Annotated in this window: 21 protein-coding genes; 6 read left to right on the forward strand and 15 right to left on the reverse strand. The window is 71.4% G+C overall.

From position 1 onward, the window contains the following. Positions 1 to 13 precede the first annotated feature (13 nt). The 6 genes from CP981_RS00460 to CP981_RS00485 are packed head-to-tail and all read right to left on the reverse strand — an operon-like array spanning position 14 to position 6,488. Entirely contained in the window at positions 14 to 805 is a 792-nt protein-coding gene (locus CP981_RS00460) for a class I SAM-dependent DNA methyltransferase (protein ID WP_085924128.1), read from the reverse strand. A gap of 20 nt (positions 806 to 825) precedes the next feature. Further along, entirely contained in the window at positions 826 to 2,112 is a 1,287-nt protein-coding gene (locus CP981_RS00465; protein WP_085924127.1) for an MFS transporter, read from the reverse strand. Beyond that, complete coding sequence (locus tag CP981_RS00470; protein WP_085924126.1) at positions 2,109 to 3,239, reverse strand: mandelate racemase/muconate lactonizing enzyme family protein; 1,131 nt, start codon at positions 3,237 to 3,239, stop codon at positions 2,109 to 2,111. Before CP981_RS00470 ends, CP981_RS00465 begins: the two co-directional genes overlap by 4 nt. Next, positions 3,236 to 4,390: a PLP-dependent cysteine synthase family protein gene (locus CP981_RS00475; protein ID WP_280116686.1), complete on the reverse strand. Its 1,155-nt coding sequence runs from the start codon at positions 4,388 to 4,390 to the stop codon at positions 3,236 to 3,238. The genes CP981_RS00470 and CP981_RS00475 overlap by 4 nt, the downstream gene beginning before the upstream one ends. Next, complete coding sequence (locus tag CP981_RS00480) at positions 4,387 to 5,235, reverse strand: Rossmann-like domain-containing protein (RefSeq protein WP_085924125.1); 849 nt, start codon at positions 5,233 to 5,235, stop codon at positions 4,387 to 4,389. Before CP981_RS00480 ends, CP981_RS00475 begins: the two co-directional genes overlap by 4 nt. Further along, positions 5,232 to 6,488: an ATP-grasp domain-containing protein gene (locus tag CP981_RS00485; RefSeq protein WP_208852870.1), complete on the reverse strand. Its 1,257-nt coding sequence runs from the start codon at positions 6,486 to 6,488 to the stop codon at positions 5,232 to 5,234. The genes CP981_RS00480 and CP981_RS00485 overlap by 4 nt, the downstream gene beginning before the upstream one ends. Before the next feature lie 167 nt (positions 6,489 to 6,655). Between CP981_RS00485 and CP981_RS00490 the strand changes: the two genes are divergently transcribed. Next, positions 6,656 to 8,143: an alpha/beta hydrolase gene (locus CP981_RS00490; RefSeq protein ID WP_244329459.1), complete on the forward strand. Its 1,488-nt coding sequence runs from the start codon at positions 6,656 to 6,658 to the stop codon at positions 8,141 to 8,143. 431 nt (positions 8,144 to 8,574) lie between these two features. On the opposite strand, the gene CP981_RS00495 is transcribed toward CP981_RS00490, so the two are convergent. Further along, positions 8,575 to 9,342, reverse strand: coding sequence for a GNAT family N-acetyltransferase (locus CP981_RS00495; protein WP_085924124.1), 768 nt, complete (start codon positions 9,340 to 9,342; stop codon positions 8,575 to 8,577). A 171-nt stretch (positions 9,343 to 9,513) separates the two neighbouring features. Further along, on the reverse strand, positions 9,514 to 10,338 hold the full coding sequence (locus CP981_RS00500; RefSeq protein WP_085924123.1) for a LysR family substrate-binding domain-containing protein: 825 nt from the start codon (positions 10,336 to 10,338) through the stop codon (positions 9,514 to 9,516). A gap of 58 nt (positions 10,339 to 10,396) precedes the next feature. Here CP981_RS00500 and CP981_RS00505 point away from each other — a divergent pair, with 58 nt between their 5' ends. Then, entirely contained in the window at positions 10,397 to 10,801 is a 405-nt protein-coding gene (locus CP981_RS00505) for a DUF5997 family protein (RefSeq protein ID WP_085924197.1), read from the forward strand. 126 nt (positions 10,802 to 10,927) lie between these two features. Here CP981_RS00505 and CP981_RS00510 read toward each other — a convergent pair whose 3' ends face one another. Both CP981_RS00510 and CP981_RS00515 read right to left on the reverse strand, forming a co-directional pair. Then, positions 10,928 to 11,548, reverse strand: coding sequence for an L-threonylcarbamoyladenylate synthase (locus CP981_RS00510; RefSeq protein ID WP_085924122.1), 621 nt, complete (start codon positions 11,546 to 11,548; stop codon positions 10,928 to 10,930). A 104-nt stretch (positions 11,549 to 11,652) separates the two neighbouring features. Beyond that, positions 11,653 to 12,570 (reverse strand): aminoglycoside phosphotransferase family protein, encoded by a 918-nt coding sequence (locus tag CP981_RS00515; RefSeq protein WP_085924121.1) that lies wholly within the window; start codon positions 12,568 to 12,570, stop codon positions 11,653 to 11,655. 388 nt (positions 12,571 to 12,958) lie between these two features. Between CP981_RS00515 and CP981_RS00520 the strand changes: the two genes are divergently transcribed. Both CP981_RS00520 and CP981_RS00525 read left to right on the forward strand, forming a co-directional pair. Beyond that, a complete protein-coding gene (locus tag CP981_RS00520) occupies positions 12,959 to 14,005 on the forward strand; it encodes an LPXTG cell wall anchor domain-containing protein (protein ID WP_085924120.1) in 1,047 nt (348 codons plus the stop codon). A 111-nt stretch (positions 14,006 to 14,116) separates the two neighbouring features. After that, complete coding sequence (locus CP981_RS00525; protein ID WP_085924119.1) at positions 14,117 to 14,713, forward strand: hypothetical protein; 597 nt, start codon at positions 14,117 to 14,119, stop codon at positions 14,711 to 14,713. A 102-nt stretch (positions 14,714 to 14,815) separates the two neighbouring features. On the opposite strand, the gene CP981_RS00530 is transcribed toward CP981_RS00525, so the two are convergent. From CP981_RS00530 to CP981_RS00540, 3 genes are read right to left on the reverse strand one after another with little or no spacing between them, the layout of a single operon-like run. Beyond that, positions 14,816 to 16,027 (reverse strand): cytochrome P450, encoded by a 1,212-nt coding sequence (locus CP981_RS00530; RefSeq protein WP_085924118.1) that lies wholly within the window; start codon positions 16,025 to 16,027, stop codon positions 14,816 to 14,818. 43 nt (positions 16,028 to 16,070) lie between these two features. After that, positions 16,071 to 17,435, reverse strand: a complete 1,365-nt coding sequence (locus CP981_RS00535) for an NAD(P)/FAD-dependent oxidoreductase (protein ID WP_085924117.1) — start codon at positions 17,433 to 17,435, stop codon at positions 16,071 to 16,073. Next, positions 17,425 to 17,634 carry a ferredoxin gene (locus tag CP981_RS00540; RefSeq protein WP_085924196.1) on the reverse strand — a complete coding sequence of 70 codons (210 nt, stop codon included), beginning with the start codon at positions 17,632 to 17,634 and terminating at the stop codon, positions 17,425 to 17,427. The genes CP981_RS00535 and CP981_RS00540 overlap by 11 nt, the downstream gene beginning before the upstream one ends. A 653-nt stretch (positions 17,635 to 18,287) precedes the next feature. Here CP981_RS00540 and CP981_RS00545 point away from each other — a divergent pair. Both CP981_RS00545 and gntA read left to right on the forward strand, forming a co-directional pair. Continuing rightward, positions 18,288 to 18,893 carry a hypothetical protein gene (locus tag CP981_RS00545; protein WP_143658855.1) on the forward strand — a complete coding sequence of 202 codons (606 nt, stop codon included), beginning with the start codon at positions 18,288 to 18,290 and terminating at the stop codon, positions 18,891 to 18,893. Positions 18,894 to 19,374: 481 nt separating this feature from the next. After that, the gene (gene gntA / locus CP981_RS00550; protein ID WP_085924115.1) at positions 19,375 to 20,034 is read left to right on the forward strand and encodes a guanitoxin biosynthesis heme-dependent pre-guanitoxin N-hydroxylase GntA; all 660 of its coding nucleotides are present in this window, start codon (positions 19,375 to 19,377) and stop codon (positions 20,032 to 20,034) included. Positions 20,035 to 20,193: 159 nt separating this feature from the next. Here the strand turns inward: gntA and CP981_RS00555 are convergent, their stop codons facing one another. Further along, entirely contained in the window at positions 20,194 to 20,835 is a 642-nt protein-coding gene (locus CP981_RS00555; protein ID WP_085924114.1) for a DUF2238 domain-containing protein, read from the reverse strand. Between the two features lie 394 nt (positions 20,836 to 21,229). Continuing rightward, entirely contained in the window at positions 21,230 to 22,495 is a 1,266-nt protein-coding gene (locus tag CP981_RS00560; protein ID WP_244329461.1) for an MFS transporter, read from the reverse strand. Positions 22,496 to 22,678 lie beyond the last annotated feature (183 nt).

The following is a 22,678-nucleotide window of genomic DNA, read 5'->3' on the forward strand; positions in this document are numbered from 1 at the left end:
GGTCGGGCGGGCGTCAGTCGTGCCGGGTCAGCCGGGCGACGAGGTGCAGCCGGTCCCCGTCGGCGGAGGCGCTGGGCGCTGCGCCCTCGTGCCAGGCCGGGTCGGTGCGCGGCCCCGGCCCGTCGTGCAGGTCGAGGACCTCGAAGCCGTACGCGGCCAGGGCGTGCCGCAGCTCCTGGGGGAAGAGCAGCCGCCATGCGGAACGCTGCGCGTGCGGCGGGGAGCCGTCGTCGGCGGTCCAGATGCGGGTGCGGCGCAGGAGTTGGGCGGCGCGGTCGACGAACAGCGTGGTGGTGGAGGTGTAGGTGGTGCCGTGCCAGGTGAAGTCGTGGACGGCCGGGGCGTCGAGCAGTTCCGTACGGCCGAGGAAGAAGGCGCCGTTGCGCATCTCGGCCACGAGCAGCCCGCCGGGGGTGAGGCCGCGCCGGCAGGAGGCGAGAAAGCCGTCGAGTTCGGCGTTGGTGTGGCAGTAGAGCAGGGCGCTGTCCAGGCAGACGACGGCGTCGAAGGGGCCTTGGGGGAGGTCGAAGTCGCGCAGGTCGGCGTGGACGTAGTCCGGTCCGGGGTGATGGGTGCGGGCGTGCGCCAGCATCGCGGCGGAGAGGTCCGCCCCGACCACGGTGCGGCCCGCCCGGTGCAGATACGCGGCGTCGCGTCCGGTGCCGCAGCCGAGGTCCAGCACGCGGCTGCCCGAGCGGTGCCGGCGCAGGCAGTCCTCGGCCCAGCGGCCGGCGAGCCGTTCGGTGTCGGGGAAGCGGGCCTCGTAGAGCTCAGGGTTGTCGGTCAGCAGGTTTTCGCGGTGCATGTCCGTTTCCATGGGTGTGGTCAGGCCTTCGCTGTCGTCGTGGGCGCCGCGGTGGCCGGTGCCGGGTCGGTGGTGTCCCCCGGCAGACCGCGCAGCCGGTGCAGCCAGACGACGCCGGCCGCGGAGACGAGGCCGAAGCCCAGGCAGCACGCCCACGGCAGCCACTGGGTGCGGGTGTGCTCGCCGGTGTCCATGGCCCAGCCGACGACGGTGTTGCCCGCCGCCGCGGCGATACCGGAGACCACGTAGAACAGTCCGAAGTAGGTGCCGGTGAGTTCGGCGCGGCCGAAGGCGGGGATCAGCTCCAGCACGAACGGCTGGGCAACCATGACGCCGAGGTAGAGCAGCAGTGCCCCGGCCAGTACAGGCAGTGCGCGCAGCGCGGCGTCGCCGAGGCCGCCGGATGGCTCACCCAGCCCTGCGACGGCCATCGGCGGGACGAAGGCGAGCCCCATCAGGCCGAGTCCGGCACTGATCCACCGTGCCCGGTTCCCGCGCTCCTTGAGGGTGCGGGTGATCCGCATCTGGAGCGAGAGGTTGGCGACGGTGCCGATGAGGAAGACCAGACCGGCCGCGCCGTCCCAGCCGGTGGCCCGCCGGGCGCCGTCGGGCAGCAGCAGATACAGCTGGTTCTGCATGGTGAACATGCCGACCATGGCCAGTGCGAAGGCCAGGAAGACGCGGTTGCCGAGGACTTCGCGCCAGTCGCCGAGGACGCTGTTGGTGGCGGGGGCGACCTCGGAGGCGGGCAGGACGACGGCCTGGGCGACGGTGAGCAGGGCGAAGATCGCGGCGGCGGTGAGCGCGGAGACCCGGAAGTCGACCAGCAGCAGGACGCTGCCGAGCAGCGGCCCGATCAGGGCGCCGGTGGTCGCGAAGACATTGAAGAGGGCGAACGCCTCGGCCTTGCGGGTGCCCGCCTCCTGTGCGAGATAGGCCCGTACGGCGGGGTTGAACAGGGCCCCGGCCAGTCCGCTGAGCACGGATGCCGCGATGAGCACGGTCAGACCGTCGCCGAGCGCGAAGAGGCCGAAGCCGACGGTCCGCAGCGCACAGCCGGCGATGATGACGCGGCGTGCGCCCAGCCGGTCGGAGGCCGAGCCGCCGATGAGGAACAGGCCCTGCTGGCTCAGGTTGCGGACGCCGAGGATGATCCCGACGACCGCGGCGGACATTCCCAGGTCCTCGCCGAGGTGCACGGCGAGATACGGAATGAGCAGGTAGAAGCCGGTGTTGACGCCGAGCTGGTTGATCAGCAGCAGGCGGATGGCGAGCGGGAAGCGGCGCATCTCGTGCCAGGTCTTCACTGTGCCGCCTCCCCGTCGCGGGCCGGCTCCGGCGTCTGCCGGCCCGCCGTCTCCCCGCCGGCCGGCTCCTCGTCCGGTGGTGGTGCGCCGTGGACCGGCCGTACGCCGAGGCCCGGTTCCCGTCCGGCGCGTACGGTGCCGTCCGTGCCGCCGATGCCGGTCCAGGGGTCGTGGGCGAGCAGCAAGTGGCCGTCCAGGTCCGTCCACCGGGCGCGGTCGGCGAGGTGGACGGCCGGGGCGAGACCGAGGGTGCTGGCGGTGAGGCAGCCCAGCATCAGCGCGGTGCCGCTGCCGGCGAGCAGGCCGGCGATGCGCAGCGCCGCGGTGACGCCTCCGCACTTTGCGAGCTTGACGTTGATGCCGTGCACCCGCCCGGCCAGCCGCCGGGCGTCCTCGAAGCCGACCGCGTCCTCGTCGGCGATGACGGGCAGCGGTGAGCGGGCGGCGAGTGCGGCGAGCGCCTCGGGGTCGCCGGGGGCGAGCGGCTGCTCGACCGCCTCGACGCCGAGGGCGGCGTAGCGGGGCAGCAGGGTGTCGGCCAGGGCGGGGCTCCAGGCGCCGTTGGGGTCGAGCAGCAGCCGGGCGTGCGGTGCGGCGTTGCGTACCGCCAGGACGCGGTCGAGGTCGTCCTCGGGGTCCGGGGCACCGGCCTTGATCTTGAGGACGGAGAAGCCGCGGCGGGTCAGGAGGCGTGCCTGTTCCGCGGCCGCCCGGTACGAGGTGATGCCGATGGTGCGGGCGGTGGCGGCGTGCGGCGCTTCCGCGGCGCCGAGCAGCCGGTGCACGGGGACGCCGGCCCGCTTCCCGGCGAGATCGAGCAGTGCGGACTCCACGGCCGCGGTCACCGCCGGGGGCGTGCCGGGCGCGGGCAGTTCGCCCGCGCGCAGGGCGTCGAGGGCGCCTTCGGGGGTGGCGCAGCGGGCGAGTTCCCGCCCGGCCTCGTGCAGCAGCCGGCCGAGGCGGGCGGCGTCCAGGCCGTAGTACGTGCTGGTGACGGCTTCTCCGTAGCCGCGGGTGCCTTGGTGCTCGACAGCGAGCCATACGGCGTCGCGGGCCGCCATCGTGGAGCGGGAGATCCGCAGCGGCTCGGTGAGTTCGAGTCGCACGGTGCGCTGGCTGACCTTCACGGGGCTTCTTCCCAGGTGGTGGGGCGGGCGGGGTGGTGCGGGGTCGTGCCGGGGAGCGGGGCGGTCGGGTGGTCGCCGGTCGTGCCCGGGGGTACGAGCGGGTCGGTGACCGTCCCGCACCGGGTCCATCCGGTCGCCTCCGCGGCCGTCGGATGCGGGATCTCGACCGGGCGGGTGGCGGCGGTGGTCAGGTCCAGGCCGTGGGCGGTGGCGAAGTCGTCGTCGTAGACGCTGTTGAGGTAGCGCTGGGGACCGTCGGGGAAGACGGTGGCGACGACGGCTCCGGGGTGGACCCGCGCGGCCCATGCGGACACCAGGGCGACCGCTCCGGTGCTCCAGCCGCCGCTGACGAAGTTGCCGGTGGCGAGCCTGCGGCAGGCGTCGGCGGACTCGGCCGGGCCGACCCAGTGCACCTCGTCGAAGGCGTCGTAGGCGACATTGCGGGGATGGATGCTGCTGCCGAGGCCGCGCATCAGCCGGGGCCGGGCGGGCTGGCCGAAGATCGTCGAGCCGGTGGCGTCCACCCCGATCAGGCGCAGCCGCGGCCAGTGCCGGCGCAGCGGGCCGACGACGCCCGCGCTGTGGCCTCCGGTGCCGACGCTGCACACCAGGACGTCGAGATGGTCGAGTGCGGCCGCCATTTCGGCGGCGAGGGAGGCGTAACCGGCGACATTGTCGGGGTTGTTGTACTGGTCGGGCCAGTACGCGCCGGGCAGCTCGGCGAGCAGCTGCCGCAGCCGGGCGAGCCGGGCCGCCTGCCAGCCGCCCTCGGCGGCCGGCCGGTCGACGAGTTCGAGCCGGGCCCCGTGGGTCCGCAGCAACCGCCGCATGGCCGGCTCCAGCTCGGTGTCGCCGACCAGCACGACCGGATGGCCCAGCGCCTGGCCCGCGAAGGCCAGACCGATGCCGAGGGTGCCGGAGGTGGACTCCACGACGGGGGCGCCGGGCCGTAGTTGGCCACGCTCGCGGGCGCCGAGCAGCATGGACACCGCGGCGCGTGCCTTCATACCGCCCGCGCCGAGCCCTTCGAGCTTGGCCCAGAAGCCGGGGTGCGGGCAGGGGAGGTCGGTGGTGACCCGGGCGAGCGGTGTGCGGCCGAGCAGGCCGAGGAGCTCGCGGTTACCGGTGGGGTGCCGGACGGCCGTGGTCACCGGGCGGCTCCGGGTGCGTCGGCGCGGTAGCGGTGGACGGTGCCAGGACCGCCGTCGAGCCAGAAGAACGGGTACGGCTCGGCGCACACCGCGCTCACCCCGGAGCCGAGGAACCGCGGCAGCACCGCACTGCCCGTCTGGGCGAACATCACCAGCGGCTTGCCGTGGCGCAGGGCGTGTTCCCGCAGTGGTTCGAAGCTGCCGTTGCCGAGCGTCATCCCGGAGGCGAGCACCGCGTCGCAGTGCGCCAACTCGGCGAGCGCGTCGGTGCGGACCGGTTCACCCCATTCCGTCGTGCCCCCCTTGAGGTCGCAGGGCACATACGACAGGCCGCGCGCACGGAGCGCTTCCAGCAGCGAGTTGACCACGCCGACGACGAGCACCCGGGCGCCCGGCGCGGCATCGACCAGTCCGGCGACGGCCCGTGCCCTGGCCCGGGACTTCCGCAGGGACGATCCGGCCGGCAGCGACCAGGACCGGGCCCCGTTCGCCGGGGTGTGCGGGAGTACGTGCATCAGATAGGTGTCGAGGGCGGCCACCCGCACCGGGCGCAGTTCATGCGCCATCAGCCGGGCCAGATCCGCGCCGACGCAGTCCTCGATCGCGGCGTCCGGCAGCTCACCGGGCTCCACCGCGCACGAGCCGACCGCGGCGGCCAGCCGCAGACTCAGCACTTCGTTGCGGTAGCCGGCGCTGCGGCTCTCATGGCGTACGGCCTGCCGGGTGCTGAAGGCGACGGCGACCCGCTGGGTGCGCGGGTCGGGCCCGAAGTCACCGCCGAGGACACGGTCCACGAGGTCGTCGTACGAAGCGGCGGCAGGGAGATGAGTGGTGGGCGTGGTCATCGGTTCACCACCCGCGGGCGCAGCTCGGACAGCAACGCTTCGACGCACCGGCGCGCGTCCGGGCCCTCGGCGTCGCCCGCCATGACATGCCCCAGGTACTCGTTGTTGCTGCCGGCGGCCCTGACCGCCGTACCGGGCTCGGCGAGCCGGAGTTCGAGCACTCCGGGCGCCTTCCGCGCGAGGTCCGCGCCGTCGATCTCCTCCAGTACCCCCGTGGCCTCCGGAACGAGGAAGCCGATGGCGGCACTGCGCAGCCCGGTGTCGCGTATGCGCAGGTCGGGCCGCTTCCCTATTGCGAGGTCCACCGCGGCGGCGGCGATGTCGACGCCGGTGACATGGCGGATCAGTTCGGTGATGCGGTTGCCCGCGGGCCGGGGGTTGACCTCGATCAGACGCGGTCCGTCGGGCGTCAGTTTGATCTCCGTGTGCGCCACGACGCCGTCGAGTCCGAGTGCCGCGATGGCCTGCCGGGCCGTCTCCCCGGCCGCGGCCGTATCGGCCTCCGGGAGCGCGGCGGGGAACATATGGCCGGTCTCGATGAAGGCCGGTGCCCCACCGACGCTCTTGTCGGTTACCCCGACCACCTGGGTGCTTCCGTCGAACGTCACGGTCTCGACGCTGACTTCGGGACCGTGGAGCAGCTCTTCGAGCAGGACCACGGGCGCCCGGCGCTGGCCGCGGGCGTTGACGGGAAAGCCCTCGACGGCGCGGTAGGCGCGGGCCAGTTCCGCCTCGTCGTCGACGCGCCGTACGAACATCCCCGCGCACAGGTCGACGGGCTTGAGCACCAGCGGATAGCCGATCTCCGCCGCGGCGGCGGCAGCCTCGGACCGGTCCGCGCAGACCGCGAAGCGCGGCCCGGGGAGCCCGGCGGCGGCGAGGGTCATCCGGGTCGCGTCCTTGCGGCAGGCGTTCTCGACCGCTTCGGGCGCCGGGCCGGGCAGCCCGAGCCGGCCGGCGATGCGCGCGACGGCCGGGAGGTAGTAGTCGCAGGAGGTGATCACACCGTCGAAGCCGAGCGCGGTGTGCAGCCGCTCGGCGTACGGCAGCAGCGTTTCGGGGTCGTTGGTGTCGGCGGTCAGCACATTGCGGGCACCGAGCAGCGGGTGAGCGGCGCCCTCGGGCGCGGAGCGCAGGTAGTGGTGCAGGTCGCGGGTGAGAAAGCTGAACTCGTGTCCGCCCTCCCGGATCGCACGTGGGAGCAGCCTGCTCATCGCTCCGACCCAGCTCTCGACCATCAGCAGATGAGCCACGGTGTCCCTTCTTCGCAGCGTTGTTCGGGCGTTGGTGCGGCGGTACTTGGCGAAGCGGCGGCCCCCTGGTGAGGGCAGTTCGCTTGACCGGGCCACACTGTAAACGATAATCATTTTCATCACCAAGTCCTGCGGCACCCTCCGCCGCACTCCCGAATGCGAGACCAGTGATTCCTGCCGTACGCCGCACCGGCCTGCTCTGCGCCCTCACAGCCACCGCCGCCCTGCTCCCGGCCGCCCCCGCCCCCGCCGCTCCCCCACCACCGGCCCTCCACTTCGGCGCCTGCCCGGACTCCGTACCGACGCCGCCCGCACCCGAGCGCGTCGAGTGCGGCCGGCTGCGCGTCCCCCTGGACCACCGCCACCCGCACGGCAAGCAGCTCGACATCGCCATATCCCGTGTCCACGCCTCCGGCCCGGCCGCCGAGCGGCGGGGCGTCCTGCTGGTCAACCCGGGCGGCCCCGGCGGATCGGGCCTCCCCTACGCCGTGACCAAGCGCGCCAAACTGCCGGAACAGGTGCGGCGTTCCTACGACGTGATCGGCTTCGACCCGCGCGGCACCGGCGCGAGCGCACCCGCGGACTGCGGTCCGATGGGCGGCCTCTTCGACAGCCCGGGGCAGGACCCGGTGCCGACGGGACGAACCGCCGAGCAGGCCTACCTCGACGGACTGCGACGGACCGCCGACGACTGCGCCCGGCACCTCAGGGACGCCCTGCCGCATCTGTCGACCACCGAGACCGCCCGGGACATGGACGCCCTGCGCGCGGCACTCGGCGAGCCCCGGATCGGCTACCTCGGCGTCTCCTACGGCAGCTACCTCGGGGCCGCCTATGCCGCTCAATTCCCGCAGCGGGTGGGCCGGATGGTGCTGGACAGTGTCGTCGGCCCGGAGGAGTGGTACGACTTCGACCTTCTCCAGAGCAGGGCCATGGTGCGCCAGCGGGCGGTGTTCTTCGCCTGGGCGGCCCGGCACCAGGAACGCTTCAGGCTCGGCGCCGACGCAACGGCGGTACGGACCGCGTACCAGCGGGTGCGAGACGGTCTCGCCGAGCGCCCCGTGGACGGCTTCGGGGCGGCGGAGTTCGACCGCACCGTCTACCGGGCACTGGGCCGCACCGAACGCTGGGCGGGCCTCGCCGACGGCCTGCGCACCTACCTGCGCGACGGCACCACCGGCCCGCTGCGCCCGGCAGAACCCTTCGACGGCCCCGCGTCACGCACGTACGAAGCCGCCAACCGCACGGTCAAGTGCGCGGACGGACCGGCGCCCTCACCTGCCCGCGTCCTCACCGACATCCGGCGGATGCGACGCCTCGACCCCCAGCCGGTGCTGACCGGAATGGAGGCCTCGGTGTGCGCGTACTGGCACCACCGGCCCGCGCACACTACGCCGCTCGGCAGCCCCGACGCGCCACCGGTCCTGCTGATCGCTTCCGACCACGACCCCGTCACCCCCATCGAAGGCGCCCGGGCCCTACAACGGCGACTGCCCGGCTCCCGTCTGGTCTCCCTCCACGACGACTACTCCCACGGGGTGTTCGCCAGCCGGGCCAACGCCTGTGTGGACGACACGGCCGCGGCCTACCTGACCGACGGCACCGTGCCCCGCGCCGACGTGCACTGCACGGGGCCCGGACTGCCGACACCCTGAACGGAGTTGCACGCCGGGATGCCCTCGCCCTGAGCCCTGCCATATGAGGCCGGCCGGCCCGGCCCGTACGACGGGGTCCGGGCCGGCACACCGTCCCCGTCATTTCGCCGTCGGGACGCTACCCGCGCGCCCGTCGGCGGAACAAGTTCCGCCCCTCCGCGGAGAGTTGGCCCCCGCACCCGGCCGTCATACCGCAAGGTTCCCGCGCGGCCCGAGCCCGTGGCGCTACCACTCCAAGGAACAGCAGCGGAAGCCGCTCAGAGTCAGTCACAGCAGCACAGGCTACGGCGTGTCCGACGGGTCCTATCAGGCCGCGCCAGGCAGGCCATGGGCTGCTTTCCCGGCGGTGCTGACCGGTCTCGCGGTCACCGGCGGCCTCGTCGTCCTCGCGGCGCTGAGCCCGGTCGGTCGATGCCGCGTTCCGGGTGAGGTCAGCGTACGTACGGGGTGGTGGTGGCCAGCGGTACGAACCCGAGGCGTCGCAGGATCGGACGGCTCTGGTCGGACGCGTCGACCTGGAGGTAGCGGTAGCCGTGTTCGGCTGCGATGCGGGTGCGGAAGGCGACCAAGGCCCGGTAGACGCCCCGGCCGCGCCACTCCGGCACTGTGCCCCCGCCCCACAGGCTCGCGAAGGACGTACCCGGATGCAGCTCCATCCGTGCGGCGCTCACCGGCACGTCACCGGCCATGGCGACGACCGCGGGAGGCAAGCCGGCGGCCAACTGGCCGAGCAGCAGCTGCCGGTGGTACGGCCGCGCTTCGCCGAACGCCCGCTCCTGCGCGGCCACCGCGAGCTCGACCCCGGCAGCATCGGTCACCGGGAGCAGGCGAACACCCTCGGGTAGCTCGATGCTCGTGGGCAGGTCTTTGATGTCGGCGACCATCAGCGTCTCCTCGGGCTCGGGTACGAAACCCGCTGCCCGCAGCCGTCCGGGGAGGTCGGCCGGCCGGTCGTGCCCGTACAGCTTCCACTCGAACCCGCGCCCGAGTGAGGTGAAGTACTCCACCTGTTCCGCGACCGCGGCGTCTGCAGTGGCTTCGTCCAGGTCCGACCAGACGATTCCGTTCCAGCCGTCAGCGTCTGCGCCGACATGGCGTACGACGCCGCCCACCCGCTCCACCCGGGCTCCGGGCCCATCGGCCCGGATGCCCTGCCGCATCTCGCGATCGAAGACCGCCAGCACTGTGTCCTGATCCATCCGCTCACTCCAGCATCACCAAGCGCAAGAGGCAACGAAAATATGAACGGGACACCGGTCCGCTGCCGGAAGAGAATGCCGTTGATCACCCTGCGATGACTTTTCCCCCGCCCGCCGAGAGCCCTACGACCCGCACTCGCCCGAGCCCGCATCCGCCGCGCGGCGCCGGGCCTACGACCGTCGGCGAGGTTTGCCCCGCCTGCCGCTGCCCTTGGAGCCGCCGGAACCGCCCGAACCACCGGAACCGCTCCGAGGACTCTTGCCACCCGACTTGCCCACCGGCTTGCCTGCTGTCTTGCCCCCTGGCTTGCCTCCCGCGGGCTTCCGCCGGGTGGCGGGTGCCTCGGGGCGCTTGACCTTCGGCTGTGCCGGGGCGGGGGCCTGCGAGCGTCCCCGGGTGCTGTTCACGGTCCGGCCGCGGACGATGCCGATGAAGTCCTCGACCAGGTCGGTGGTCTCCTCCTGCGGCCACGACAGCGCGACGCGCGACGCGGGGGCGTCCGAGACGGGCCGGTAGGTGAGGTCCTTGCGGTGGTGCAGCCGGGCCAGTGACTGCGGGACCACGAGGAGTCCCACACCTGCCGCCACCAGCTCGATGGCGTCCGCCGTCGTGGCAGGACGCTCAAGCGCGGGCAGTCCCGGCCGGTGCTCCCACTCCAGGGTCTCGTCGAGCGGGTGCAGCACGATCTCGTCGGCCAGGTCCTCGGCGGTCACCTCGTCGAACGCCGTGATGAGGTGATCCTTCGGGACCACGACGACGGTCGTTTCGGTGTAGAGGGGAATCGCGGCGAGATCCGTCCGGTCGACCGGCAGCCGCAGGAAACCGGCGTCGGCGCCACCGTCCCGCAGCACCGCGCAGGCTTCGGCGGCGGACACCGGGATCAGGGTCAGGGGGACGTCGGGCAGCCGCTCGTTCCAGATCCGCACCCATTTCGTGGGCGTCACTCCCGGGACATACGCGAGCCGGAACGACGGGGATGCTTCCGAGCTTGTCACGCCGCCAGGTTACCGGTCGTGGTCGGAGGTAGCGCACATGCTCGATACCCTTGACAGCATGAAGTCGCACCAGACCCCCCAGACGATGAAGCCCGCGACCGCGGCGAAGAAGCTGGGGGTGTACCTCGAGGCCACCCCCGCCGAATTCCAGGAGGGTGTCGTCTCGCGCACCGAGCTGAACGCACTCCAGACCGATCCGCCCGAGTGGCTGGTGGAACTGCGCCGCAACGGCCCGCACCCCCGGCCGGTCGTCGCGGCCAAGCTCGGCGTCTCCATCTCCGGTCTCGCCCGTGGCGGTGTCACCGAAGCTCTCACCACCGAGCAGATCGAGGCGCTGAAGAAGGAAGGCCCCGAGTGGCTGGAGCGGGAGCGCGCCACCCAGGCGGAGGTCCGTAAGGAAGCGGTCCGGATCAAGGAGAAGAACGCGGAGCGGGACGAGCAGCCCCGCCCCCCGCGCTCCTGAGCGCTGCCCGCAACGAGGCCGGCCGCGGGCGGACGGGTACGTATCCGTGCGCCCGGCCCGGCCCGGTGGGCGGCGAACTCCACCGGTAGCCGGCCGTCACGAGCGCGACACCCTGAGAGAGACCGGCTACTCGAACCGCGAGACGTCGCCCGCGCCTCGGCGGACGATCTCGGCCCCGCCGCCGGAGAAGTCGATGACCGTGGTCGGCTCGGTGCCGCAGTCGCCCGAGTCGATCACGGCGTCCACGACGTGGTCGAGCCGTTCCTTGATCTCCCACCCCTGCGTCATCGGCTCCTCCTCGTCGGGCAGGAGCAGGGTGCTGGAGAGCAGCGGCTCACCGAGGTCGGCGAGCAGTGCCTGAGTGACGACATGGTCCGGGATGCGGACGCCGACCGTCTTCTTCTTGGGATGCAGCAGCTGGCGCGGCACCTCCTTCGTGGCGGGAAGGATAAAGGTGTAACTGCCGGGGGTGGCTGCCTTGATCGCGCGGAACACATCATTGTCGATGTGCACGAACCGCCCCAGCTGCGAGAAGTTCTCGCACACGAGGGTGAAGTGGTGCCGGTCGTCGAGGTTCCGGATCGACTTGATCCGCTCGATACCGCTGCGACTGCCCAGCTGGCAGCCCAGCGCGAAGCAGGAGTCCGTCGGGTATGCGATGAGCGCGCCGGAGCGGATGCTGTCGGCCACATTGCCGATGGTGCGCCGCTGAGGATTCTCGGGGTGTACGTCGAAATACTTCGCCATCCATCGAGCCTACGTGATCAGGACTCCCGCACCCGGACGGCCAGGACGACGACGCCGGACGGAGGGTGCTCGGAGAGCGTCCCCGCGGCTCGACGTCAGCCCACCTACCGCCCGAGCAGCAGCTGCGCGATCGCGAGCTGCTCGTGTTCCAGCTCGTCCCCGTCCTCGATGTTCCACAGCAGGTTCTGCAAGGCCCGCCCCAGCGTCCATGCGACCGCCCGCTGCCGGTCGAGGCCCAGCACCTCGGTCATCAGGTCGAAGCGGTAGCGCACCTCGGACGGAGCGAAGTCATCGGCGAGCGCGGGCATCAGCTCGAAGCCCGGGTCGCCGGCCAGCGGCTTGGGGTCGATGGCGAGCCAGGGCTCCCGGTCCGCGGCGAGGATGTTGTCGTAGTGCAGATCCCAGTGGAGCAGCCGGTCACCGGCTTCGCCCACGACCTCGCGCACGGCCGCCGCACAGCTCTTCAGCAGCTCCCGTTCGGCCGGGTCCGCGACCGCACGCACGGCCTCCGGCACCGTGTCGAGCATCTGCTGCGCGACGTCGCCCAGCTGACGCAGACCGGCGGGCGCGGGCACGGCACAGAGCCTGGCAAGCAGTTCGGCGAGGATCCGGATGGCCTCGCGGGAGTCATCGAGTGTCGACAAGTGGCGCTTCTCATCGAGGCGTTCGAGCAGCAGCGTATTGGTGGCCGGATCGTGTTCAAGCAGCCGTACGACGCCGTCACCGTCCCAGACACGCAGGGCGACCGGCTCCCCCGCACTCTCCTCGTCAAGCAACTGCATCTTCAGCGCCGCAGGCGTCCCGTCACTCCGCTCCACCGGCAGCACGAGTGCCGCCATCCCATACAGCGAGGGCCCGGTCAGCTTCAGCCCCCAACGATCCAGAAACTCCGCGGCCCGCCCCGGCAACGCAGCAATGAAGTCACGCCCCGCCGCACCGTTGAACCTGGTCTGCGTGGCAACGAGCTCTTCCGGGATGTCCATCACGCCATCAAGCCTAGGGGCGTACCCGCGTCGGCTCATATCGAATATCGCTGCCGCTGCTTGCCGACCCGAGGGCGAGAGCGTCGGCGGGCCGTGCAGGACGCCCCTCAGCGGGGCGAGCAACTCCCCCTCACGGTCGGTGAGTTCATGGCGACGTGCCACCCCCACTGTGAGCCACCACCCGTGATCTTCATTTGAGGACGGACCTCAAGGGAAATCCCAGGATATTTCCCACCCATGCGCCACTTCAGTGACGTGCATGTGGAACCTTCTCGCGGCGCGAATCCTCCTATATGAGGCGTAGGTGTGCGCATGTACGCATCTCTGCAAGCGCGCTCACGCACACCATGAGTCACGCACGGCCTGAACATGACGCACGTCAACCTGTGCCGCTCAGGCGGCACTTGGGATACGAAAGGTCTGCTGGATGAAGATTCGCCGCGCCCTGACGGCCGCCGCAGCGGCTGCCGTGATAGCACCCGCCGCCGTAATGGCCGCGCCTGCCGCCGCGTTCGCAACGGAGCCGGTGTCCGAGGCCGGTCCCCGCACGCCCGCCTCTCCCGACTTATCCGAACCCGCCGCCAATGGCTCGGCATCCCAGGTCCGTGACGGGGCCGCCCGTCCCACCTCAGGGAAGCCGCCGAAAGCTGCCGGGACCGCCGAACGGACCACTGAGGGAACCACCCGCGCGGGTGGCGCCACCGGTGGAGGCAAGAACGCCGGTGATGCCGATGGTGCGGGTCAGTCATGTGCGTTCGAGTCCGAGCAGTTGCAGGTGGCCGTCCACGGGCTGCCGCGCCGGCTGGCTGCGGGAGGCGCCTGGAGCTCCTTCTCCGTGACGCTCGCCAACACCACCGACAAGCCGCTGGCGGAGGTCCAGCCGTACCTGCTCGTGTCCTCCGCCGAAGATGTCGACCGGCCGTACTGGGAGCTGGAGACCGAGTACCGCGACGCCAAGACGGGGCGGTGGAAGACCTTCCATGACGCGGAGCCCGAGGACGTGTTCGGCTTCCTTGCCGTCCGTCCGCGCAGCACCGTCACGCTCCAACTGCGCACCCGCGTGGTCAAAAACGCCAAGCCCGGCGCCGGGTACGCGCTCGCCGCCGGCGACTACCGCAACCGCGACGGTTCCTGCGGTTCGGCCAGGGAAGCCTGGTCCGACTTCACCATCCTCCCCGCGGGCACGAAGCCGACGCAGTCCCCGACCACCAAGCCGGGCGAGTCGGCCAAGCCGGGTGGCACGGCCGAGACCGGCCAGAGCGCCGCGTCCGGCGGCGATACGGGTGGCTCCGATTCCGCCGGCGGCCTCAGCCCGCAGGGCGGCGCCCACCTCGCCGCGACCGGCTCCTCGTCCGCGCTCCCGGCGATCGCTCTCATCGGCGGAGCCGCGATGGTGGTCGGCGCGGGTGCGGTCATCGGCGTGCGCCGCAGGCGGGGCGTGGCCGGTCCGGGCGCCACGGACGTCACCGCGTAAGCCCGCAACCATTTCTCCAAGAACCTGACAACCCAAGAACCCACGGCCTTGGAACTCAATGACACAGGAAACAAAGGCTCCAAGGTCCCAAGAACCAGGAAAGAGATCTTCATGAAACTGCGCCGTGCCCTGTCGCTCTCAGCCGCGACGGCCGCCCTGCTTCCCGTGGTGGTGGCCGCCGCGCCCGCCTCCCAGGCGGCGCCTGCCGCGGATATCCCGTCGTGCTCCGATGTCAGCAACGGGCAGCACCACAACAACGCCTTAGTGGGCCGCACGTTCGGCATACCCAAGGCGATCACTCTCGGCACTCACTGGATGACCTACACCGCCACGCTCACCAACACCTCGGCGAAGGAGCTGAAGTCGTTCGAACTCAGCGCCAAGCTGGGCAGCTACATCTACAACGAGGGCGAGCGTGACCTGAGCCCGTACGGCGATCTGCAGTACTGGGACACCTCGCAGCACGCCTGGAAGACGCTGCGCCAGGCCAATGGGAACGCCGGCGGCACCGTCCCCGGCCCGAAGACGCTGAAGCCCCGCGAGTCCGTCCACATGCAGCTGCGGTTCAGGGTGAGCAAGGACCTGCCCCTGGACCAGACGTACGACGCGTACACCGGCCTCACCGGCACCTTCATCGACCGCTACCACGACACGGAGTGCACGTCCGACGGCGACGCCAGCGGCAGTTTCTACCCGCCCGCGGGCTGAAACCTGCGGGGGGGCTGCCGCCGTCGCGGCCCGACGGCGGCAGCCCTTCCCGGACTGGCTCCGGCCTCCGCCCCATGCCGCTTCCAGCGCCCCCGGCGCCCCTCAGCCGCGCTCGACGAGGAGGTGCCGGGGGCCGCGCAGTACCGGGCTGCGCCGGTACGGTGGCGGGTCCTCGGGCAGGCGGGGTGTGTCGAGGTGCTGGAGGAGTGCGTTCAGGGCGATCTGGGCCTCCAGACGGGCGAGCGGGGCGCCGAAGCAGCTGTGAATGCCGCTGCCGAAGCCGAGGTGCTGGATGTCCTCGCGGAGCGGGTCGAAGCGGTCGGGGTCGTGGAACCGTTCGGGGTCACGATTGCCGGAGGCGAGCATCAGGATGAGCGGGGCGCCCTTGGGGATGGTGACTCCCGCGACCTCGATGTCGGCCAGCGGGGTGCGCTGCGGGAGCATCTGGACGGGCGGCTCGTAGCGCAGCAGTTCCTCCACGGCCCGGGGCATCAGTGTGGGGTCGCTGCGCAGACGTGCCAGCTGGTCGGGGTGGCGCAGCAGGGTGAGCATCCCGTTGGTGATCAGGTTGACCGTGGTCTCATGGCCGGCGATCAGCAGCAGCACGGAGGTGGCCATGATTTCGAGCGGGGTGAGCCGGCCATCGGTGTCGTCTCCTGCGGCGAACGCGGAGAGCATGTCGTCGGACGGATGCTCGCGGCGCTTCTCGGCGAGGTCTCCCAGATACAGCGCCATCGTCTTCCGGGCCTCCGCGGCGGCGCGTTGGCGCTCGGCGGGGTCCTCCTTGGGGTTGGGGTCGATGCCGGTGACGATCGCGTCCGACCACTGGCGGAACCGCGGCTCGTCCTCGATCGGTACGCCCAGCAGACGGCAGATCACGGTGACGGGGAGCGGGTAGGCGAAGTCGTCGACGATGTCGATCCGTTTCTTGCCCTCCAGGCCGGCGAGGAGGTCCTTGACGATGCGGCTGATTTCGCCGTGCATGGCATTGATCCGGCCGGGCGTGTGGGGCGGGCCGAAGGACCGCATCGCCAGGTTCCGCAGCCGGTGGTGTTCGGGGTCGTCGAGCCCGATGAAGGCCGGCGGGAGTCCTGCGTCGCCGGCCTCGGTCTCGTCCGGTGCGGTGCGGTTGCGGCGGTCCGAACTGACCCGTGGATCGTGGAGCAGCGCTTCGATCTCGTGGTAGGTCCCGACCAGGTAGCTGCCGTCCTCCTGCCGCGCGACCCGGTGCTCACGGAGTTCGGCGAAGAGCGGATAGGGGTCGGCGCGGTGGGCGTAGTCGGTGATCCGTTGGAACAAGGTGTCCGCAGCCATGCGCGGGGCTCCTCATCACTGTCGCTGTGGAGTGGCGGTGGTCTCAGCGGGCCGGCTGCACCACCGTCAGGCGTCGGTCCGGCAGATGACCGGTGAGGGCGACGGTCGGACCGTGCGAGAGCAGCTTCGGGTCCGGTACGTCGGAGGGGACGGGGTCCGGGGACTCGATCTGGTCGGCGGCTCCCGGTGCGGGCGGGAACGGCGCGGCCGTCTCGATCAGCCGCTGGTAGTACTCCAGTGACCTGGCCTGATTCACGCTCACGGCCGCGGTGACCCGCCCCCGGTAGCCGTAGACGGCGACCAGCCGGGCGTCCTTCAGCGAGCCCTGGGCGATGACCACCTGGTCGGAGAAGGTGGGCACCCCCACCGACTTGATGTTGAGGCCGAACTGGCTGGACCAGAAGGCCGGCACGGTCAGATGCGGGCGTCTGCGCGGCCCCGGATTGACCATGTTGTGGGCCGCCACCTCCGCCTGCGCGACCGCGTTGCCCCAGTGCTCCAGGGAGAGCAGCTGGTACTCGAAGAGCGGGTGCGGGAACCGGGCGACGTCACCGGCGGCGAAGATGTCGTCGGTCACGATCCCGTACATGTCGAAGGCGCGGCACCCGGCGTCGCAGGTCACTCCTCGCGGGCCCGCGGCGAGTCCCGATTCGACCAGCCATTCGGTGTTGCGGACCGCGCCCAGGGCGACCACGGCGATATCGGCGTCGATCCGGGTGCCGTCGGAGAACTGCGCGCCGGTGAGCCGGCCGTCGCCCTCCAGGGCGGTGACCGTCACTCCGCAGCGCAGGTCGACACCGTGCGCGCGCTGCAATTTCGCGGCGAGCGCGCCCAGTGTGCCGCCGAGCGCGCCGACGAGTGGTGCCGGTCCGCGCTCCGCGACCGTCACCGCCAGGCCGCGTTCCCGGCAGGCGGAGGCGATTTCCGAACCGGTGAAGCCGGCACCGATGACCAGGACCCGCCGTGGTCCGGCGTCCAGGCGTTCCGCGAGGCGGCGCGCCTCGTCGCTGGTGCGCAGAGTGAAGACCCCGTCCAAGGCGCCCTCTGCCGGGTGGGGCCAGCGCCGGGCGCGGGTTCCGGTGGCGATCAGCAGCCGGTCGAAGGGCACTTCCGCGCCATCGGCGAGCAGGACCCGCTTCTCGATCGGGTCGAGTCCGGTGGCACGCACCCCGAGTTTCCACTGCGCGTCCAGCTCTCGGCGCTGCGGCAGCCCGGTGTGACCCGCGGGAACCTTCCCGAGCAGCACCTGCTTGGACAGCGGAGGCCGGTCGTAAGGGGGCTGCGGTTCCTCCCCCACCAGAGTCAGCGAGCCGGTGAAGCCCTCCTCGCGCAGCTTCTCGGCAGCCCTCAGCCCTGTGAGCGACGCACCGACGATGACGATCCGGCCGTCGCGCGGTTCACCGTGCACCGGCGCCCGCCTCCTCACCCATGACGATGGCCTGCACCGGGCACGCCACGGCCGCCCGGCGCACCTGTTCCAGTTGCCCGTCCGGCACGACCGGGTGGTACAGCAGGGACTCCTCGCCATGCATCGTGAACACCTCGGGAGCGAGGAACGCGCACTGCGCATAGCCCTGACAGCGATTGAGATCCACGACGACGTTCAACCCGAGCCACTCCTCCACCGCCCAGCGCCACATCGGTCGTCTCCGTCCTACTACCGGTGGCGGTGCGGCGCAGATCATGCTCGGCCGTTCGAGGGTTCACGCGGGGTGAGCGAAAGCGCGGGGCCGGTCCGGGCACTGGGCGGCCCACGCAGCCCCTGGAACTGCCGTTTTCAAGGCACGATCACGACATCAAGTGCGGCCGAGCCGGGTCCCTCCGGAGCCGGCAAAAGCAATGGCCCGCCATGAAGAGTTCACTTCATACACACAAGTTGTCTGTCGTCACAGCCGTATGTCACCAGGTATCCGATACGCGGTCCCCTCCCCCGGCGGACGGCTCCCGGGAGCCCAATGAGTTGACCGCTGGAAAGCCTCAAAGGAGTGACATGCGGACAGAGTTCAGCGCACCCGTGCACGGTCCGCGGGGCCGCGGGCGAGTCCCGTATGGCTCATTCACGGCTCATTTCTTGACTGACGCAGGACCCTTGCCCGGGCCCCGAACTCCCCATAAGAGTGGGCGGGTTGAACGGTGAAACCCGTCCTGTGTGCCATGTTCCCGACGATAAAGGAAGCCCAACTCTGGGTTAATTTCCAAGAGACATGAGTAACATCCAGCCAACCGTAGATCGACCAGGCGATAGAGAGCAGGCTGTGTCATGTCAGACTCGCAATTCGCTGCGCAGGTAGCTGCCAAACTGGAGAGCATCGCGAAGGAGATGGACGAGCTCCAGAAGCTCAAGGCGAAGCTGGAGGACCTCCAGAAGCACCTCGGAACCGGTGCCAAGAAGGCGGCCGTCGCACCGCAGGCGGCAGAGCCCGAACCCGCGGTGACGAAACCGGCGACGGTCCCCCCGGCGCGGCGGGCGCAGGCCACCGCACCGAAGGCCAAGCCCGCGGCGAAGCCCCCGGCCAAGGCGGCAAAGAGCACGAACGCGAAGAAGAAGCCGCGGAAGGCCAAGGCGGCCCGGTCCACCACGGGACGGCGGAGTTCCACCCGCGCCGACCGCGTCCTCGGACTCCTTGACGAGCAGCCGCGCACGGTCGCGGAGATGACGAAGCTGCTGGCGCAGGAGCACCCGGAGCACGCCGCACCGGAGACCGCCGTACGCAACACCCTGGAGACCTCGCTCGTCGCCAAGGGCCTCGCACACCGCAGCAAGCAGGGCAGGACCGTCTTCTACTCGCGCCCCGCGGCCGGCGCCGAAGCTCAGGGAGCCGATGCGGCCGCCCCCAAGAAGGAGGCCGCGTCCACCCCTGCCTGACGGGCAGGTCGTCCGGTGCTCGGCGACACCGTCGGCCCCTGCCCCGTGGTGGGCCTCGCCGACGGTACGCCGGGCCGGACCCCGCCCCCCGACGAGGTCCCCGGCGGGAGCGGGCCAGCCGTGCCGCGGGGGGCGGTCACCGCAGGCGGAACCACACCGCAGTCTTGCGATCGGCCCCCCCGCCTGTAGAGTCGGGGCGCCCTGGTCCACCATGGCGATCAAGGTCCCGAGCTGCGGAAACGCGGCGGATCGACCCGCACTCGCCGAGCCGGAACGAGCCGTCCGGCGGGCCCGTGCGTGGTCGTGTCCCGAGAGGCCGCGGGTCATCGCAGCCGCAGTACGGACGCTGTCGGTGAGGGCAGTCGCAGCGGGTGAATCGGTTCAGTCTTGACGAACCGGCCTCGCCCGATCTTGACTGCCAGGGTCCCACCCGCCAGGGCCCCCACCAGGGGTATTGGCCCACTCACCGAAGGTCACCAACATGACGGTTGATGTCTCCGCCGCCACTGAAGTCGGGCAGTTCCTGCTCGGCGACTCCTTTGCTTGCCTGGCCGGCCGTTCAGCATGGCGCCAGGGTGGCATCACCCATCGCCATTACACCTGGTTCGGCGATGACACCGCGGCTGAGCAGATGGCGGCGGATCTGGAGTCCTATGTGGCGTCGGTGGACTGGGCCGCGAAACCCTTCACGAGCTTCGTGGCGACCTTCTCGGGCCCGCTGAACGTGTCGGAGATCGAGTTCGAGCAGCTGCTGTGGCGGCAGCTCCAGGCGGTGCACGACCACGACAGCCGTAAGCACTCCTGGGCCGAGGGCTATGACCCCGACCCGTCGTCGGGCGCCTTCGCGTACAGCGTCGCCGGGCACCCGTTCTTCGTGATCGGGCTGCACGAAACGCACAGCCGCGTCGGCCGCCGCCCGCCGTTCCCGATGCTCGCGTTCAACTCTCACCACCAGTTCGACCGGATAAAGGCCGCCGGGCTCTGGGACCGGCTGGCCGAGAAGATCCGCAAGCAGGACATCGAGCTTCAGGGCACCATCAATCCCAATCTCCTGGAGTACGAGAAGCTCTCCGAGGCCCGGCGCTACTCGGGCCGCCCCAAGCCGGCCGACTGGGCCTGCCCCTTCTCCGCCCGGGGCTGAGCCCCGTCGCCCTCAGCCGGGAGCGGCGCGGCTGAGGCGGGTATCCGCCGCCCGCCCGGTCCTTGGCACCGGGCGGGCGGTGCCGCGAAGACGGGCCGCATCGCCCTCGCGCCCCCCTCGGCGGGGGGCTGAGCACCCTCACCAGTGGCCCGGAGGCCGTCAGGCGGTCCGGGCCTCCCCGGTGCCCAGCCGGGCAAGCTGGCGGTCGTGGAGCCGGCTCAGGAGCAGCAGCGAGACGACCGCTCCGAGGAGGGCGCAGGCCATGTCCCACTGCGTGTCCCACTGGTCCCCCTGGGTGGCGAGGAACGCATCGGCCGCGTGGCCGCCGGCCAGCGCCGCCCACCACTCGATCATTTCGAAGAAGGCACTGAAAGCCAGGCAGGCGCACACGGTCAGCGGGGCCAGCCAGGCGCTGCCACGCAAGGGGGAGGTCCGGACCAGGAGTTCGCGGACCAGGATGGCCGGCACAAAGCCCTGCATGAGGTGGCCGAAGCGGTCGTAGGGATTACGGGAGAGGTCCAGCGCGTCCTGAAGCCAGTGCCCCACCGGGACCTCGGCGTAGGTGTAATGGCCGCCGACGATCAGGACCAGGGCGTGCGCGGCGAGCAGACAGCACAGGAGCGGGCTGAGCGGAAAGCGCTTCCGCGTCACGACCAGCACGGGCAGGCCGACGATCACCCAGCAGGTCTCCATGAGCCAGGTGGCGCGATCGTGCGGCTGGAGACCCGAGAGAGCCAGGGCGAGAAGCACCGCGGCGAGCAGCACCGGCGGCAGGATGCGGGGAGCGGTCGTGGCCTTCATGGATCAGCCTCGGAGACGTCGGGTACGGGTTCGGCGCGGCACCGTCACGCGGCGGTCGGACGGTCGCCGCGTACAGCGCCTGGCCGACGTCGGCGGACGCCGGCGCACGACCGGGTATCGGGACGAGTGTTCCGCCGCGCTCATTCATCCGCTTCAGCGTCGCGGCGGCCGCGGGGCGCTGTCATGAGTAGCTCTACTCAGATCCGGTCCGGTGCGACGGCGAGGCAGGTGCCGTCGCACCGGTCGTCCTCCGAAGAACAGCACGGTGTGGTCCGGGCTTCTGCTCTGCCCGGCCCACACCGTTGTCAGCTGTCCCGGCTCGGCCCCGTTGTCAGCCGGCCGGCCTGAGGACGGGCGGGACGCGGCTCGGGAGCAGGAGACGACGGGCTGGTGGTCAGGACGCCTGGGCGGTCAGCGGTGCCGTCTCCGCCCCGTTCACCGACGGGCCGGGCCGCCGTGCCCGGTCCCGTTCCGCCCAGCGCACCACCGCGCCCATCCCCAGCGCGGTCACCAGGAACAGCGCCCCCAGCAGGAGCCAGCCCGGCACCCCCCAGGTGACCAGCAGCGAGGTGAGCAGCAGGGGGCCCAGCGTGCGTGCCAAGGGGACGCCTGTGCCAAAGAAGCCCTGGTACTGGCCGACGTGATGAGCCGGCGCGAGGTCGAAGCTGATCTGCCAGGATCCGGCCGACTGAAGCATCTCACCGATGAGCTGGAGCACCGCGCCGACGACGAGCACCACACCGGCTCCCCACGGCGCCATGCCCGCGGCCGACAGGGCGAACGCCAGACACGAGGCCAGCATGATCAGGCCGGAGTGCCGCACGGCCCGGGTGGCGGTGCGCAGGCCCGTCACCGACCGGGCCGTGCGGACCTGGAAGGCCATGACGCCAAGGGTGTTGAGGACGAACAGTGCCGAGACCAGCCAGCTCGGTGCGTCCGTACGGGCCACGATCCAGAGCGGGAGGGCGAGGCTGAGCAGCGGCATCCGCAGCAGCAGGACCGCGTTGAGGAAGGTCACCACGGCGTACGGGCGGTCCCGTAGCACCGTGAGCCGCGGCTCACCGCCCGTGCGGCCCGGGACCGGGGTCACCGCGGGCAGCAGGAGCAGCACCGCCGTGCAGATCAGGAAGCCCACCGCGTCCAGGGCGAAGACCGCGAGGTAGGCCTTGCGGGTGTCGTACTGGAGGGCCAGTCCGCCGAGGGCCGCGCCGAGGGCCAGCCCGGCGTTGAGCGTCGACTGGAGGTGAGCCAGGACGCCCGTCCGGGCCGCGCGGTCCACGAGACCCGCGAGCAGCGCCTGTCGGGCCGCGGCCAGTCCGCACTGCGCGGTGGCGTAGAGACACATGACGAGGAGGAACGGCACGAAGGAGCGGATGAACAGGAACGAGGCGACGGCGATGCTGGTGGCGAGGGCGAGCAGTACCGCGGTGCCGCGCGGCCCCCGGCGGTCGGCGAGCGCGCCCAGCGGCACTCCCGCGACCGAACCGACGGCCCACGCCAGGGTCAGCCCCAGGCCGATCTGGGTGGGCGAGAGGCCGATGACCCGGGTGAAGTAGAGCGCCGAGCAGACGTAAAAGGCGCCGTCGCCGACCGAGTTGCTGAGCTGCGCCGCGGCGAGGACGCGTGGTGCGCCGGCCGGCGGCAGGATCCGAAGGGACACAGGTCTCCCGAGTACGACGGCCGGACGGCCGGCCTCTTCCATGACGCGTGGACGCAATGACGTTAGACAGCAGCGGGTTCGGGGGGCAGGTCCACTTACGTGCCGTCGGAGTGGGCCAATTCGGCCTCCTGGCGGCCCAACACCCCCCGCTTCCAGCCCGGGTGGGCCGAACACGCTAGTGAC

It is taken from the genome of Streptomyces platensis, assembly GCF_008704855.1.
GTDB lineage: Bacteria > Actinomycetota > Actinomycetes > Streptomycetales > Streptomycetaceae > Streptomyces > Streptomyces platensis.